Source organism: Saccharopolyspora sp. CA-218241, assembly GCF_050954615.1.
In the GTDB taxonomy this organism is placed as follows: domain Bacteria; phylum Actinomycetota; class Actinomycetes; order Mycobacteriales; family Pseudonocardiaceae; genus Saccharopolyspora; species Saccharopolyspora cebuensis.
This window is the reverse complement of the sequence record NZ_CP191860.1, coordinates 1,566,229-1,580,997: the sequence shown is the minus strand read 5'-3', so window position 1 is coordinate 1,580,997 and position 14,769 is coordinate 1,566,229. Positions and strand designations below refer to the sequence as shown.

Genomic DNA, 14,769 nt, shown 5'->3' with positions numbered 1-14,769 from the left:
GATCCCGGGGCGGGCCCCCGGTCCGTGGTGGCGCACCCGTTCGCCGTGGCCGCCGAGCGGTTGCTCGCGGCGCTGCCCGCCGGTGTCGAGGCCGAGCCCGCGGACCAGGTCCTGCGGTTGCCGTCGCACCCGTCGGCGCCGGTGCCCTCCCCCGAGCTGGTGCGCGACCCGCTGACCTCGGGAGCCGCGCCGCGCGGGGCGGTGCGGCTGCGCGAGTGGCGCGTCCCGGTGCTGCGCTGCGCACCGGCGGCGCTGCTCGACGCGCTGGCCGGCGGGGCACCGGACGTCCGGTTGGGCGCGTCGGGGCACTTCCTGCGCTCGGTCGCCGAGCTCGCCGAGCGGCTCGTCTCGCGCGGTGGCGTGGTCCCCGCGGTGGTGGTCGAAGGCCCGCGCCCGCAGGCCCGTTGGCGGCCCGCGCCGTCCGGGTCCGAGTCCGCCCGCGTCGCGGCGCTGCGCGAGGCGATGCCGCCGGTGCTGCGCAGCGCCGACGAACGCGCCCCGGCCGAGGTGCTGCGGGAGGCGCTGGAGGCGCTCGTGGACGACCTCGCCCGGCAGCGCGCGGCCGGGGTGGAGCTCGGCGGCTCCGGCGGCGTCGGGGCGTGGCTGCGGGCGCTGACCGGCGCACCGGAGTTCGACGCCGATCCCGCCGAAGTGGCCGGGCTGGCGGACTCGCTGGCCGCGTGGCGGGCCGAGGCGGTCCAGGACGGCCCGGTGCGGACCTGCTTCCGGCTGCACCCGCCCGACGACGGCGAGCAGGACTGGCGGGTCGAGTTCCTGCTCCAGGCGGTCGGCGATCCCAGCGTGCTGGTCCCGGCCGCGCAGCTCTGGCACGAGGGCCCCGGGGTGCTGCGGCACTGGACCGACTCCCCCGAGGAGGAGCTGCTGGCCGGGCTCGGCGCGGCCGGCGAGTGGTTCCCCGCCGTGGACGAGGCGCTGCGCGCGGCGCACCCGACCGGCGCGCTGCTCGACGTCGAAGGCGCCCACGAGTTCCTCACCCTGGCGCCCGACCTGGACCGGGCCGGGTTCGGCGTGCTGCTGCCGTCGTGGTGGGGGCACGGCCCGGAGCTGGGGTTGAAGCTCACCGCGACGAGCACCGGCACGGCCGGGACGGTCGCGAAGGAATCGGCGCTCGGACTGGGCGCGATCGTCGACTACCGCTGGGACCTGGCCCTCGGCGACGCCGAGCTGACCTCCGCCGAGCTCGCCGAACTCGCCGGGGCGAAGGTGCCGCTGGTGCGGTTGCGCGGCCGGTGGGTGCGGCTGGACCGGGACCGGCTCGCCGCCGGGCTGGCGTTCCTGGAGCGGTCCCGGACCGGCCGGATGAGCGCGGGCGAGGTGCTGGCGCACGCGCGGCTGCCGGAGGACGGGGCGCCGGTGCCGGTGTCCCGGGTGGACGCCCGCGGCTGGCTCGGCGACCTGCTGTCCGGGGAGGCCGAGCAGCGGCTGGAGCCGGTCGACCCGCCGCCGGGGTTCACCGGCCGGCTCCGCCCCTACCAGCGCCGCGGTCTGGCCTGGCTGGCGTTCCTGGACCGCCTCGGGCTCGGCGCCTGCCTCGCCGACGACATGGGCTTGGGCAAGACGGTGCAACTGCTGGCGCTGGAAGAGCTCACCGCGGGCCGCGGCCCCACGCTGCTGGTGTGCCCGATGTCGGTGCTCGGCACCTGGCAGCGGGAGGCCGAGCGCTTCACCCCGGGCCTGGCGGTGCACGTCCACCACGGCGCGGACCGGACCGGCGGCGAGGCGCTCGCCGACGTGGCCGCGCGGCACGACCTGGTGCTCACCACCTACCCGCTGGCCCTGCGGGACGCCGAGGTGCTGCGCGGGATCGACTGGGACCGGGTGGTGCTCGACGAGGCGCAGCACATCAAGAACAGCTCCTCCCGGCAGGCCCGCGCGGTGCGCGCCCTGCCCGCGCGGCACCGGATCGCGCTCACCGGCACCCCGGTGGAGAACCGGCTGGCCGAGCTGTGGTCCATCGTGGACTTCACCAACCCCGGCCTGCTCGGGCCGCTGGCCACCTTCCGCGCGCGGTTCGCGGTGCCGATCGAACGCGACGGGGACACCGGCGCCGCCGAGCGGTTGCGGCGGACCACCCGCCCGTTCGTGCTGCGCCGCACCAAGACCGACCCGGTGATCGTCGACGACCTGCCGGACAAGGTGGAGCTCCAGCAGCTCTGCAACCTCACCGCCGAGCAGGCCTCGCTGTACCAGGCGGTGGTGGACGACATGCTCGCCCGCATCGACGACACCGAGGGCATGGCCCGGCGCGGCCTGGTGCTGGCCACGATGTCCAAGCTGAAGCAGGTCTGCAACCACCCGGCGCAGTTCCTCGGCGACGGCTCACCGCTGCCCGGCCGGTCCGGGAAGCTGGCCCGGTTGGAGGAGATCCTCGAAGCGGTGCTGGCCGATGGCGACAAGGCGCTGTGCTTCACCCAGTTCGCCGGCTACGGCGGGATGCTCGTGCCGCACCTGTCCGCGCGGTTCGACACCGAGGTGCTGTTCCTGCACGGCGGCACGCCGCGGCGGCAGCGCGACGCGATGGTCGAGCGGTTCCAGTCCGCGGGCGGACCGGCCCTGTTCCTGCTGTCGCTGGGCGCGGGCGGCACGGGCCTGACGCTGACCGCCGCCAACCACGTCGTGCACCTGGACCGGTGGTGGAACCCCGCGGTGGAGGACCAGGCCACCGACCGGGCGTTCCGGATCGGCCAGCGGCGGGACGTGCAGGTCCGCAAGCTGACCTGCATCGGCACCCTGGAGGAGCGGATCGACCGGATGATCGAGGACAAGCGCGCGCTGGCCCGGCTGGTGGTCGGCGCCGGCGAGAACTGGCTGGCGGAGCTGTCCACCGAGCGGCTCCGGGAGCTGGTCGCGCTGTCCGGCGAGGCGATCGGTGGCTGAGGGCTGGGGCCGACCGATCCGGGTGCCCGGTGGGCTGCGGGCCCGCAGCAGGCGCGGCCGGATCGGGCGGACCTGGTGGTCGCAGCGGTTCATCGCGGCGCTGGAGGAACTCGGCATCGGCGGCAGGCTGCAACGCGGCCGGACCTACGCGCGCGGCGGCCAGGTGCTCAGCATGACCCTGACGCGGGGCGTGGTGATCGCGCTGGTGCAGGGCTCGGTCCCGGAGCCGTACCGGGTGCGGATCGGGATCAGGGCGTTCAGCGAGGCGGAGTGGCGGCGGGTCGAGCAGGTGCTGGCCGAGCAGGCGGGGTACGCGGCGAAGCTGCTCGCCGGGCGGATGCCGACCGACGTCGAGGACGTCTTCGCGGCGGAGGGACTGCGGCTGTTCCCCACCGACCTGCACCAGCTCGGCATGGACTGCACCTGCCCGGACTGGGCGTTCCCGTGCAAGCACCTGGCCGCGACCTGCTACCTGCTGGCCGAATCCTTCGACGAGGACCCGTTCCGGATCTTCGCCTGGCGCGGCCGGGAGCGGGCGGAGCTGCTGGCCCGGTTGCGCGCGCTGCGCGGCGTCGCGGAGGAACCGGCGGCACCACCGGTCCCCGCGCTCGCGGACCGGCTCGACTCGTTCTGGACCGCGCCCGGCGCGCCCGCGCCACCGCCCGCCGAGGACACCGGCGACTGGGCCCTCGACGAGCTCGGTCCGCTGCGCAGCGGTGCGCACGACCTCACCGAGCTGCTGCGCCCCGCCTACCGGGCGATGACCGGACGCTGACGCGGGCGTGCGGCGCGGCCGGCAGGGAGGGAGGCACCCCCAGACGCCTCCCTCCCGCTCCTACCTCCGTAGACGCCGGGGGGCCCGGGAAGTTGTCCGGCGCGGCCGAGATCACACCCTGGCTTTCCGCGTCCGGACCGGCTATGCACGGTGCGGCGACGACGCGGAAGGGCGGGACGGCATGGGACGGGCGAGCAGGTTCGGCGCCGGGCTGGTGCTGGCGCTGGCGTTGACCGGGTGCACGGCGGCGGCGCCGGACCGGGCCGCGAGCCGGCTGGACGAGGTGGTCGAGCGCGGCGAGCTGCGGGTGTGCAGCACCGGCGACTACCGGCCGTTCACCTACCGCGACGAATCCGGGGCGTGGCGCGGGATCGACATCGACATGGCGCGCGACCTGGCGTCCCGGCTCGGCGTGCGCGCCGAGATCGTGCCGACCACCTGGGGCGACCTGCTCGAAGACTTCCAGGACCGTTGCGACATCGCGGTCGGCGGGGTCTCGATCACCCTGGAACGCGCGCGGCACGCCGCGTTCAGCGAGCCCTACCTGGCGGGCGGCAAGGCGCCGATCACCCGCTGCGGCGAGGTCGAGCGGTTCGCGACCCTGGAGCGCATCGACCAGCCGGGCGTGCGGGTGGTGGTCAACCCGGGCGGCACCAACGAGGAGTTCACCCGGGGCGCGCTGGACCGCGCGACCGTGATCGGGCACCCGGACAACAACACGATCTTCCAGGAGATCGCCGAGGGCCGGGCGGACCTGATGATCACCGACGCCGCCGAGGCCCGCTGGCAGGCCACCCGCGACCCCCGGCTCTGCGCGGTGCACCCGGACCGGCCGTTCACCTTCTCCGAGAAGGCCTACCTGCTGCCGCGCGGTGACGTCGCGTTCCGGCACTACGTCGACCAGTGGCTGAACCTCGCGCTGCACGACGGCACCTACCAGCGGATCTCCCGGCCCTGGCTCGGCGCGGGATGATCGCGAACCGGCCCCGGCCGCGCCGCACGGCCGATACCCTGCGGCCATGACCACCCCGGGGCCCCCGCAGCAGTACCCGCCCGTCGTGCTCGACCTCGGTGGCCGCGCCGCCGCGCAGATCCTGGTCGGCGGCGCGCTGGCCGGCGGCATCGGGCTGCTCGCCCTGGGCGGCGTGGTGTTCGGCGGGACCGGGGGCGACACCGTCGGACTCGTCATCGGCAGCACCATCGGCCTCGTCTTCCTCGGCATCGGGTTGCTCTGCCTGCTCGGCTGGCGCCGCGCCACCCGACCCAGGCACCTGCTGTTCGAACCCGAGGGCATCCGGTGCTCCGACCCGGGCGGCACCTCCTGGGCGGTGCGCTGGGAGGAGCTCTCGGCGGTGACGATCTCGCGCACCCAGGAGCGGGCGGTCCAGCTCAGCGACCACCTCACCCGGCGTACCCTGGTGCGCCTCGACCTGCACCCGGCCGACCCGGCGTTCCGCCAGCGGCACCCCGAGATGGACGCGCTGCTGGCCGCGCACCCGCAGCGCCAGGCCTACCGCTACGGGCTCGGCCACGCCGCGGACTGGATCCCGCACATCGAGCGAGGCGTGCGGCAGTACCGGCCGCAGCTCTTCCAGGGCGTGCGGGACGAGGGGTTCACCGTCGGCCTGTCCTGAGCCCGCCGCGCGGCCGGGTGGCGAACCTCATCGCGCACCCCGCGTCACCAGGACCACGGACCCTTCTTCCCGGCGGGGCCGCGTGGCAGGCTGAACGGGAAACTACCGGAACCGACCCGGGGACCTGCTCGCAGGCCACGAGGAATGAGGACGGTCGACGATGAGTGCTGCCCACGACGAGACGAACGCGCCCTACGGCTCGGCACCGCGGCGCAAGCGGGTGCGCATCCCCCACCTCCAGCAGCTCAAGGAGCGCGGCGAAGCCTGGCCGATGCTCACCTCCTACGACATGTACACCGCCCGGATCTTCGACGAGGCGGGCATCCCGGTGCTGCTGGTCGGCGATTCGGCGGCGAACAACGTGTACGGCTACGACACCTCGCTGCCGGTGACGGTGGACGAGCTGCTGCCGCTGGTGCGGGCGGTGACCGGCGCCGCCGAGCACGCGCTGGTCGTCGCCGACCTGCCGTTCGGCTCCTACCAGGCCTCGCCGGAGCAGGCGCTGGCCACCGCGACCCGGTTCATGAAGGAGGGCCGGGCGCACGCGGTCAAGCTCGAAGGCGGTCGCCGCTACGCCCCGCAGGTCGAGGCGCTGGTCGCGGCGGGCATCCCGGTGATGGGCCACATCGGCTTCACCCCGCAGAGCGAGCACGGCCTCGGCGGCTACCGGGTCCAGGGCCGCGGGGACGACGCCGCCGCCGAGCTACTCGCCGACGCCCTGGCGGTGGAGGGGGCCGGGGCGTTCTCGGTGGTGCTGGAGATGGTCTCGGCCGACGCCGCCCGCGAGGTCACCAAGCGGCTGCGCATCCCCACCGTGGGCATCGGCGCCGGAGCCGAGACCGACGCGCAGGTCCTGGTGTGGACGGACATGTCCGGGATGAACACCGGGCGCACCGCGCGGTTCGTCAAGCGCTACGCCGACGTGGGCGGGGTCCTGGCCGACGCCGCGCAGCGCTTCGCCGCCGACGTCCGGGGCGGGGAGTTCCCCGCCGAGGAGCACTCCTTCCGCTGACCCGCCCGGGGGTCGTCGTGGTCGGCGGGTCCGGGAGCCCTCCCGGGCCCGCCCCGCCGCTGCGGCGCCGTTCGTCGTCGACCACGGTCCGCCGGACGTGGTTGGCGAGGCAGTGTCGCGCTCGGCGTCCACAGGTCGTCGAACCGGGTGGGCAGCACCCGCCAGCTCGGGCGAACGGCATGGCGACCGCCGTCGCGGACGAATCCTTCCGCGCGGCTACGACCGGGCGGTCGGGATCACCCGAACGTCCCTGCCGAGCTTCGGCGAGCTTCGGCAGGATGCGGCGGGTGATCGAAGGAGCGACATCTCCGGGCGAGGATCCGCACGCCAGGCTCGCCGGGATCTTCGAGCGGGCCGCCGAACCACCGACCGTCCTCCTCGGAGCCGGCGCGTCACTGCCGCAGTTGCCGGTCGCCCGCGACCTCAAGCAGGAAATCCTGACCCGGACGGCCGACATGGCCCGGTCCCGCCCCGCCGACCTGGACCAGCTTCGAGAGCGGATCGATCAACCGCACTTCACGCTCGAATTGCTGTGCAGCATGCTGCGTTACCGCTGCGCCCCCGCTTACGACGCAGTCGCGATGTGGTCAGCGCTGTGCTCCGGTGTCCCACCCAGCCGACTCACCTCCACGATCGCGTCGTTGCGGAGCGCGGGCATGATCGGGCCGATCGTCACGACCAACTTCGACGCGACGTGCATGAGCGCGTTGGAGCGGTCGGGGCAGCGGTTCCGGGTCATCACGGAATGGCAGGTGCGCGATGGCGACGACATGCCGGAGCACACCGACGTCTGCGCCCTGCACGGCACGACGTACCGGGCGGCGGACGGCGAGTTCGCCCCACCGCTGTCGGCGACCGTCCGCGGCCTGGCACGTCCGTTCACCCCGGGAATGCGGCGCTACCTGGCTGGACTCTTCCGGCCCGGTCGGCCAGTTGTCGTCGTGGGGTACTCGGGTCAGGACCACTACGACATCAACCCGCTCCTGCGCGAGCTGCATCGCGAGGACGCGAACCGGCTGCGGGAATGGATGTGGATCTGCCATCGCGAGCGGGACCGGGACGACGTCCCGGCCGTCGTGGCGGCTCAACACGTGGTGGGCGATGCCACCGAACTCCTCGGGGCGCTGTGCGCGGAGCGCGGGCTCCACGTGGCCGGGAGCGAGGACGTCGAAACCGTCGACTGGCGGGGAAACCTGCGGGCGGTGTTCCGCGGTTTCAACCTACCGGCGGACGGGGTTGATGACTTCTTCCACGATCTCCGATCGAACATCGCAGGAGCATGGGCGGTTCTGGAGCATTACCGGTTGTTCAGCGGCGGCTACGACACCGCTGTCACCCTGACTTTCGGAGGGGTGAAGGACGAGAACGCGGATGCGGACCACCTGTCGTTCCGGTTCGGCGGCCGGAGATTGCCCTTCGGCAAGCTCCTGCACGCCAGTGCCGTCTACCGCACCGAGGATGCGAGCTCGGACGGGTATCCGCAGTCGCTCGGCTTGCTCAACGATGCTCTCACCGCGCTGGAAACCGCGTGCGAAGCGGAGGACGAGTCGACGCGCGCAGAAGAGAGGGCGCTGGTGCGCGTGGGGATAGCGATCGCCGAGGACTACCTCGGCTTGATCGACCGCAAGCTGGCCATGCGCACCGGCGGTTCGGCAGCCGAACGCCTGCGAGCCGAGGCGATCGCGCACTTCCAGAGGTGTCGGGAGCGCGCCGAGAATGCCGGACAGCTGCTCGCAGCGACGCGTCGCGGCTCGGAACCCGAGCTCATCGAGGACTTGGTCCAGCACCGGACGTGGGCGCTGATCGGTCAGGCCAACATGGCGCGCACGCTGGACCGCGCTGCTGCGGTCGAGGCCTATGACGCGGTCATCGCGCTCCAGCTCGCCGTCATGGCCGAACAACGCGGGTCGGGCGAGGTGGCCGGCTACGACGAGGTCGTGGCGTTCGCCCCGCAGCTCTGGTTGCGCGCCTCGGAGTGGTTGAAGGCCATCCTGGATTGCAGCGGCGAGCTCGACGCACCCGTTTCCTGGGACCGGATCGACGATCGATGGCGGGCGTTCGCCGACAAGTCGTACCGCATCTGCCTCAACGCCTACGCCGAGTACAACGCGGTCTCCTCGCAGCTCAACAGCCGGTACCCGGCGTACTTCGAAACGCGGATACTCTACTTCGCCGCCCGGGCCCAGGCTCGGAACGCGTTCGCCGAGCCGGAACGACGTGCCGCGCGCTCCGCGGCGGAGCAGGCGTTCGCGGAACTGCGCGCGCTCGCCGAGGCGAACCCGGACGTCTCGCCCACCTGGGTCGGCAACGCCGAGGAACGATTCGCGCGCATCGCGCTCAACTGGTGAACCTCGAGGAGTGGGACGAGAAGAGATGAGGAAATTCTTCCACCGATTCGCGACCGATGTCCGGCAGCGCCGCTACCTGGACGCCTACGCGGTCGGCTTCCTCGCTTTGGTCATGATGGCCCTGACCGTCTTCGGCGACAACCTGCCGGACGACTACCGGTGGGCGGTGGTGTTCGCCGGGATCGGAATACTCGTGCTGCGGCTGACCGCTCCCGAGAACCGCGTTCCGCCGGGCGGCGCCGTCGTGATCGGCGACCGCGCCAGGTTCGAGGACGACCCGCTGGCGGAACGCCTGAAGCGCGCCGAGGAGGTCTGCATCTTCGCGCCCTCGGCTGTGAACGTCCTCGACGAGCAGACCGGCGAGATCCTGCGCAAGCACGTGCTCGGCCGCCGGAGGGGAAAGGTGCGGATCGTGGTGCTGGACCCCCGGGAGGAGTCCGCGGTGGCACTCGCGGTCCGCCAACTGGATGAATCGCTGGAGTACCGGCGTCGAGACTTCCCCACCGACCTCAACTCGGTCGTCGCCGAGCTGGAGCGCATGGCCCGGTGGGATGTCGAAGGCGAATTCGACCACCGGTTCCTGCCCTACAACCCGGGGTTCAGCCTGGTCGTGCTGAACAGGCACCAGGCCGACGGTGCCGTGACCGTCGAGGTGCACGGCTTCCACAACGAGACGACGGCCGGGCGCATGCATTTCGAGCTCACCCGGGAGGAGAACCCTCGCTGGTTCGAGTACTGGGCGTCCCAGTTCGACCGGATCTGGGCCGAGTCGCGGGCCCCCGAAGCCGACGACGTGGTGCCGACCACTCGACCGTGAGCCTCCTGGAAGGCCGCAGCGGTGCGGTGTTCCGGTGATGCGGTGGACACCAGGCGGCGCTCAGCTCGGCGGGGTGCCTTCGCCGAAGGGCCTGCCGCCGAGCTGGTCGCGGTGGTGCGGGAGCCGCCAGCCGGACAGGTCCGGGCCGGCGGGCACGATGCCCGTCGGGTTCAGCTCGGCGTGGGTGCCGTAGTAGTGCCGCTTGATGTGGTCGAAGTCCACCGTGTCGCCGAAGCCCGGGGTCTGGAACAGGTCCCGGGCGTAGGCCCACAGCACCGGCAGCTCGGTGAGCTTGTTCCGGTTGCACTTGAAGTGCCCGTGGTAGACCGCGTCGAACCGCACCAGGGTGGTGAACAGCCGCACGTCGGCCTCGGTGATGGTGTCGCCGACCAGGTAGCGGCGGTCGGCCAGCCGGAGCTCCAGGCGGTCCAGCGCGGTGAACAGCCGGTCGAACGCCTGCTCGTACGCGGCCTGGGTGGTGGCGAACCCGCAGCGGTAGACGCCGTTGTTGACGTCCCGGTAGACCTCGGCGTTGATCGCGTCGATCTCGTCGCGCAGGTGCTCCGGGTAGAGCTCGGGCGCCCCGGGCCGGTGGTGGCGGGACCACTCGGTGGACAGGTCCAGGCTGAGCTGCGGGAAGTCGTTGGTGACCACCCGGCGCGACGGGATGTCGAGCACCGCCGGGACGGTGACGCGCCCGCCGAAGTCCGGGTCCGCCGCCCGGTACGCCTCGGCGAGGAACCCGAGGCCGGTCACCGGGTCCACCCCGCCGGGATCGAGGGTGAACCGCCAGCCGCGCTCGTCCCGGATCGGGTCGACGACGCCGAGGGACAGCGCCGCGTCCAGGCCGAGCAGCCGGCGCACGATCAGCGAGCGGTGCGCCCACGGGCAGGCCAGGCTCACGACCAGGTGGTAGCGGCCGGGCTCGACCGGCCACGCGCCGTCGTCGGCGATCCGCTCGGTGAACCGGTTGCCCTGGCGCACCCATTCACCCCGCCGCGAGGTCTCCGCGGCGAACTGCGCGTGCTGCTGCGCGTCCACACCTCCACCGTAGCCCCGCGACGGCCCGGCGCGCCCGCCGCTGCGGATAGGGTCGCCCGCATGGATTTGGATCTTTCCGGACGCTGCTACATCGTCACCGGGGCGAGCAAGGGCCTCGGCTTCGCCACCGCGCGGGCCTTGGTGGACGAAGGCGCGAACGTGGTCGTCTCGTCGTCCTCGCCGGACAACACCGCCGCGGCCGTCGCCGAGCTCGGCGAACGCGCGCGGGGGCTGGCCGCGGACCTGACCGACCCCGGCTCCCCGCAGCGGCTCATCGAGCACGCGCGGGAGCGGTTCGGCAGGCTCGACGGCCTGTTCGTCAGCCACGGCGGTCCGCCCGGCGGCCTGCCCGCCGCGATGGACGACGACGCGCTGCGGGCCGGACTGGAGATCGCCGCCATCGCGCCGATCCGGATGGCCCGCGAGGTCGCCGCCGCGCTCGGCGAGGGCGGTTCGGTCGTGGTGCTCACCTCGACCTCCGGAGCCGAGCCGCTGACCGGACTGGCCAGCTCCAACGTGGCCCGGCCGGCGACCCAGGGCTTCGTCAAGGACCTGTCGAACGAAATCGGGCCGCGCGGCGTGCGGGTCAACGCCCTGCTGCCGGGCCGCTTCGACACCGAGCGGGCGCGTTCGCTGGCCGCGGGCAACCCGCGCGCCCAGGAGGAGGCCGAGCAGGCCGCCGCGCTGCGCCGCTCCGGCGACCCCACCGAGCTGGCCGCCGTCGCCGCCTTCCTGCTCTCGCCGAAGGCCTCGTACGTCACCGGAGCCGCCTGGACCGTCGACGGGGGCCGCCGCGCCGAGATGTGAACTGGGTGAGGAGCACCTTCATCCGGCTATGTCGGATGAAGGTCCCCCTCACTCGGGCGGCATCACCCGAACGTGACGTAGGTGAGGGGCACCCTTGTCCCAGACACTTGGGCAAGGGTGCCCCTCACTCAGTTCACGGCCACCCGGGTGGTGGTCAGACGTCGGTGATGCGGAGTCCGGCGTGGGCCTTGTAGCGGCGGTTGATCGCGATGATGTTGGCGGTGAACGCCTCGACCTGGTGGGCGTTGCGCAGGCGCCCGCCGTAGATGCCCCGCACCCCGGGGATCACGTCGGCGAGCTCGCGGACCACGTCGGTGGCCTCGCGGTCGTCGCCGAGGACCAGGACGTCGAGGTCGACGTGCTGCACCGAGAGGTCGGCGAGGACGACCGCCGAGACGTGGTGGAACGCCGCGGTGACCCGCGAGTCCGGCAGCAGCGACTCAGCCTGCTGCGCGGCGCTGCCCTCCTCGACCGCCAGCGGGTACGGCCCCTTCTTGTCGAAGCCGAGCGGGTTGACGCAGTCGATCACGATCTTGCCCGACAGCTCGGCGCGCAACGAGGTCAGCGTGTCCGCGTGACCCTCCCACGGCAGCGCGGCGAGCACGATGTCGGCGGTCGCCGCGCACCCGGCGTTGTCCTGCCCGGTCACGTCGCCGCCGGAGACCTGGGCGATCTCCTCGGCGGCGTCCTGCGCGCGCTCCGCCTTGCGGGAGCCGATGACGACGCGGAGCCCCGCCTTGGCCCACCGGATCGCCAGCCCCCGGCCCTGCGCGCCGGTCCCGCCCAGCACCCCGACGGTCATCTCCCGTACAGCCACCTTCGGCTCCCATCCTCGTAGCGGAAACGTGCTCCCCCACGATCGACGGGCCGCGGGCATCGCGCCACCGCCGTGCGCTGTGGTTCACGCCACGCCCGTTCAGTCCTCGTCCTCGTAGCGCCGTTCGGCCTCGTCGGCGGCCTCGGTGCGCTCCCGGGCGATCTCCAGCGCGCGCGACGCGGTCTCGGGGTCCGGGTAGGGCCCCAGGCGATCAGCGGCGCGGCACGCCTGGGAAGCGGGCTCGACCGCGTGGTGCTTCAGGCAGAAGAACCAACCTTTGCGTGCCATGCTCCGAGCCTCGCACGACGCCGACCGCGTGTCACGGCGGCGAGCGGGTCACCAGGGCGGCGGCGGTGCCGCGGGCATCGGCTGCGGGCCGCCGGGCGACTGCCGCGGGATCGGGTCCAGGCAGGACACCAGCACGTGGTGGTCCTCCGGATCGTCGATCCGGCGGCCGTCGCGCATCCGGTACTCCAGCTCGCCGTCGTCACCGACCTCGACGGTGCAGCCGACCTCCGCGAGCTGCTCGTCGTCGAGGTCGGCGAGCCGCTCGTAGCGGGAGGGCACCACCCGGTAGACCGGCCACTGGACGTGCCCGAACGCCTGGTGGAACTCGGCGAGCAGGTGGCTCATCTGGTGCTGCCACGGCAGCGGCATCGCCTCGGCCAGCGAACGCGGCAGCACCGTGTACCCGCCGTCCACGCCGTGCCGGGCGCGGGACAGGTAGTCCCCGAGCGGGGTGCTCGACGCAGGTGGACCGGTGCGGCGCGGAATCGGGTCCGGCGTGAACATGATCAACCCTCCCAGTCAGCGGGTTCCCACTGCCGCCCGCCATTCTTACCGGGCGCCACCCTCGACCGGTAGCACGTCGGCATCGCTGTCGTCCGGTGTGTCGTCACCGGGCCCGGCAACGTTGCTCGGCGCGGTGGGGACGGTGGCCGTCGGCCTGCCGACCGGGACCTCGGGCTCGGTCGGCTCGGCGGGCTCGGTCGGCTCGGCGGGCTCGGTCGGCTCGGCGGGCTCGGTCGATTCGGTCACCGGCGGGTCCTCCGGCACCGGGCGGACCACGTGCGGCAGCAGCTCGCCGCTGTCCCACAGCTCGGTGATCTCCACCGACTCGCCCGGCTGCGGCGCGTGCAGCACCTTGTTGTCGCCCAGGTACAGCGCCACGTGGTGCACGCTGTCGGGGTCCCGGCCGTACCCCCAGAACACCAGGTCGCCGGTGCGCGCCTCGGCCAGCGGGACGTGCGCGCCGCCCCGGTCGTACTGCGCCTGGGAGACCCGCGGGATCGTGACCCCGGCCGCCGACCACGCCTGCTGGGTGAGCCCGGAGCAGTCGAAGGTGTTCGGCCCGGTGGCGCCCCAGACGTAGGGCGAGCCGAGCTTGGTGTGCGCGTACTCCATCGCCTTGCCCGCCAGGACACCGCCCGCGGCCATGTTCTCGCAGCCGCTGAGCCCGGAGAGGTCGCCCTCGGTGCTGACCAGGTGCGCGGCCATCGCCTCCCAGCGGTGGTAGCGCAGCGGATAGGCCGAGCGCTCGACCCGCTGGGCGGCGGTGCCGGGGCGCATCTCCTGCCAGCCCGGCACTTCCAGCAGCACGTCGTAGAACTTGTGGATCTGGTACTCGACGTCGGTGACCTGGGCGACGGTCCCCCAGCCCATCGACGGCCGCATCTGGAAGATGCCCAGGGAATCCCGGTCGCCGTGGTTGAGGTTGCGCAGGTTCGACTCCGTCTTGCCCGCCTGGATGGCGATCTGCGCGGCGCGGGGCGGCAGACCGCGTTCCTCGCCGATGGTGATGATCGCCGCCGCGATCCGCAGCGACTCCTCGCCGAGGGTGGCCGCGTCCTGCTGGCCGCCCGCCCGTTCACCCCAGACGCCGAGGTTGGCGTTGCACGCTCCCCAGTCCTGCTGACCACCGCCGCTGCCCGCCAGCAGCGCGGTGAGCGCCCCGAGCCCGACCAGCCCGCCGAAACCAGCGAGCGCGATGACCGCCACGACGAGCTTGCGCATGTCAGCCTTCCTTGTCGTACTCGGTGACCCGCCAGCCGTCGGGCGTCCTGACCACCCGCACGGACAACTCGCCCACGTCGGTGGGCAGGTGCACGCGCATGGAGGTCGCGGTCGTCGTCCCGGCGGTGGCCGGACCGGTGACCGCGTTGCCCGCGTTGGCCGGATCGACCGACTCCATCACGGCGAGGAACTCCGGGGTGGTGAACGGGCGCAGCCCGTCCAGCCACTGCTGCTTGGTGCTGCCCGGCGGGTGGTTCACCCAGGCCGCGCCCCAGGATTCGACGAGCGCGACGGCCGCCGGGTCCGGCGCCGCGGGCGGCGGCGGCTCGGTCGGCACCGAGATGCTCGGCGGCGAGCCGGTGCGCTCCGCCGCCTCGGCCGCCGCCTGGTTCCGCTGCTGCGCCGCCTGCTGCGACGCGGTGCGCTGGCCCGCGGTGGGATCCGGGCTCGGCGGCGGATCGGGCAGCAGGAAGCCGATGGCGAGGACCAGCACCGCGAGCACCACGACCGCACCCGCGAGGTGCTTCGGGGAGCGCAGCGGCCAGCCCCACAGCCGCCGGTAGACCGCGGCGCGGCCGCGGTGCGTGCGGATCGGCATCCGCCCTAC

At 73.4% G+C, this 14,769-nt stretch carries 13 protein-coding genes and 1 pseudogene; 8 read left to right on the top strand and 6 right to left on the bottom strand.

Features of this window, described 5'->3' with window-relative positions; genetic code table 11:
- Window positions 1-27: 27 nt before the first annotated feature.
- The 7 genes from ACQP0T_RS07760 to ACQP0T_RS07730 all read left to right on the top strand — a co-directional run bounded on the left by ACQP0T_RS07760 (window position 28) and on the right by ACQP0T_RS07730 (window position 9,484).
- Entirely contained in the window at window positions 28-2,898 is a 2,871-nt protein-coding gene (locus tag ACQP0T_RS07760) for a DEAD/DEAH box helicase (RefSeq protein ID WP_433871954.1), read from the top strand.
- Complete coding sequence (locus ACQP0T_RS07755; protein WP_433871953.1) at window positions 2,891-3,673, top strand: SWIM zinc finger family protein; 783 nt, start codon at window positions 2,891-2,893, stop codon at window positions 3,671-3,673. The genes ACQP0T_RS07760 and ACQP0T_RS07755 overlap by 8 nt, the downstream gene beginning before the upstream one ends.
- A 181-nt stretch (window positions 3,674-3,854) precedes the next feature.
- Complete coding sequence (locus ACQP0T_RS07750; RefSeq protein WP_433871952.1) at window positions 3,855-4,646, top strand: transporter substrate-binding domain-containing protein; 792 nt, start codon at window positions 3,855-3,857, stop codon at window positions 4,644-4,646.
- Window positions 4,647-4,692: 46 nt separating this feature from the next.
- Window positions 4,693-5,307 carry a hypothetical protein gene (locus tag ACQP0T_RS07745; protein ID WP_433871951.1) on the top strand — a complete coding sequence of 205 codons (615 nt, stop codon included), beginning with the start codon at window positions 4,693-4,695 and terminating at the stop codon, window positions 5,305-5,307.
- 160 nt (window positions 5,308-5,467) lie between these two features.
- Window positions 5,468-6,319 carry a 3-methyl-2-oxobutanoate hydroxymethyltransferase gene (gene panB, locus ACQP0T_RS07740; RefSeq protein ID WP_433871950.1) on the top strand — a complete coding sequence of 284 codons (852 nt, stop codon included), beginning with the start codon at window positions 5,468-5,470 and terminating at the stop codon, window positions 6,317-6,319.
- Between the two features lie 287 nt (window positions 6,320-6,606).
- A complete protein-coding gene (locus ACQP0T_RS07735) occupies window positions 6,607-8,667 on the top strand; it encodes an SIR2 family protein (RefSeq protein WP_433871949.1) in 2,061 nt (686 codons plus the stop codon).
- 25 nt (window positions 8,668-8,692) lie between these two features.
- Window positions 8,693-9,484: a hypothetical protein gene (locus ACQP0T_RS07730; RefSeq protein WP_433871948.1), complete on the top strand. Its 792-nt coding sequence runs from the start codon at window positions 8,693-8,695 to the stop codon at window positions 9,482-9,484.
- Window positions 9,485-9,544: 60 nt separating this feature from the next.
- Here the strand turns inward: ACQP0T_RS07730 and ACQP0T_RS07725 are convergent, their stop codons facing one another.
- A complete protein-coding gene (locus ACQP0T_RS07725) occupies window positions 9,545-10,525 on the bottom strand; it encodes a glutathione S-transferase family protein (protein WP_433871947.1) in 981 nt (326 codons plus the stop codon).
- Between the two features lie 60 nt (window positions 10,526-10,585).
- Here ACQP0T_RS07725 and ACQP0T_RS07720 point away from each other — a divergent pair, with 60 nt between their 5' ends.
- Window positions 10,586-11,332 (top strand): SDR family NAD(P)-dependent oxidoreductase, encoded by a 747-nt coding sequence (locus ACQP0T_RS07720; protein WP_433871946.1) that lies wholly within the window; start codon window positions 10,586-10,588, stop codon window positions 11,330-11,332.
- Window positions 11,333-11,486: 154 nt separating this feature from the next.
- Here the strand turns inward: ACQP0T_RS07720 and npdG are convergent, their stop codons facing one another.
- The 5 genes and pseudogenes from npdG to ACQP0T_RS07695 form a co-directional block, all read right to left on the bottom strand.
- On the bottom strand, window positions 11,487-12,134 hold the full coding sequence (gene npdG / locus ACQP0T_RS07715) for an NADPH-dependent F420 reductase (RefSeq protein WP_345365052.1): 648 nt from the start codon (window positions 12,132-12,134) through the stop codon (window positions 11,487-11,489).
- A gap of 114 nt (window positions 12,135-12,248) precedes the next feature.
- Window positions 12,249-12,437 carry a hypothetical protein gene (locus ACQP0T_RS07710; protein ID WP_345365004.1) on the bottom strand — a complete coding sequence of 63 codons (189 nt, stop codon included), beginning with the start codon at window positions 12,435-12,437 and terminating at the stop codon, window positions 12,249-12,251.
- 48 nt (window positions 12,438-12,485) lie between these two features.
- Window positions 12,486-12,941: a hypothetical protein gene (locus ACQP0T_RS07705; protein WP_433871945.1), complete on the bottom strand. Its 456-nt coding sequence runs from the start codon at window positions 12,939-12,941 to the stop codon at window positions 12,486-12,488.
- A gap of 264 nt (window positions 12,942-13,205) precedes the next feature.
- A pseudogene (locus ACQP0T_RS07700) lies at window positions 13,206-14,162 on the bottom strand (C40 family peptidase); the annotation flags it as partial.
- Window position 14,163: 1 nt separating this feature from the next.
- Window positions 14,164-14,760 (bottom strand): hypothetical protein, encoded by a 597-nt coding sequence (locus tag ACQP0T_RS07695; RefSeq protein WP_433871944.1) that lies wholly within the window; start codon window positions 14,758-14,760, stop codon window positions 14,164-14,166.
- Window positions 14,761-14,769 lie beyond the last annotated feature (9 nt).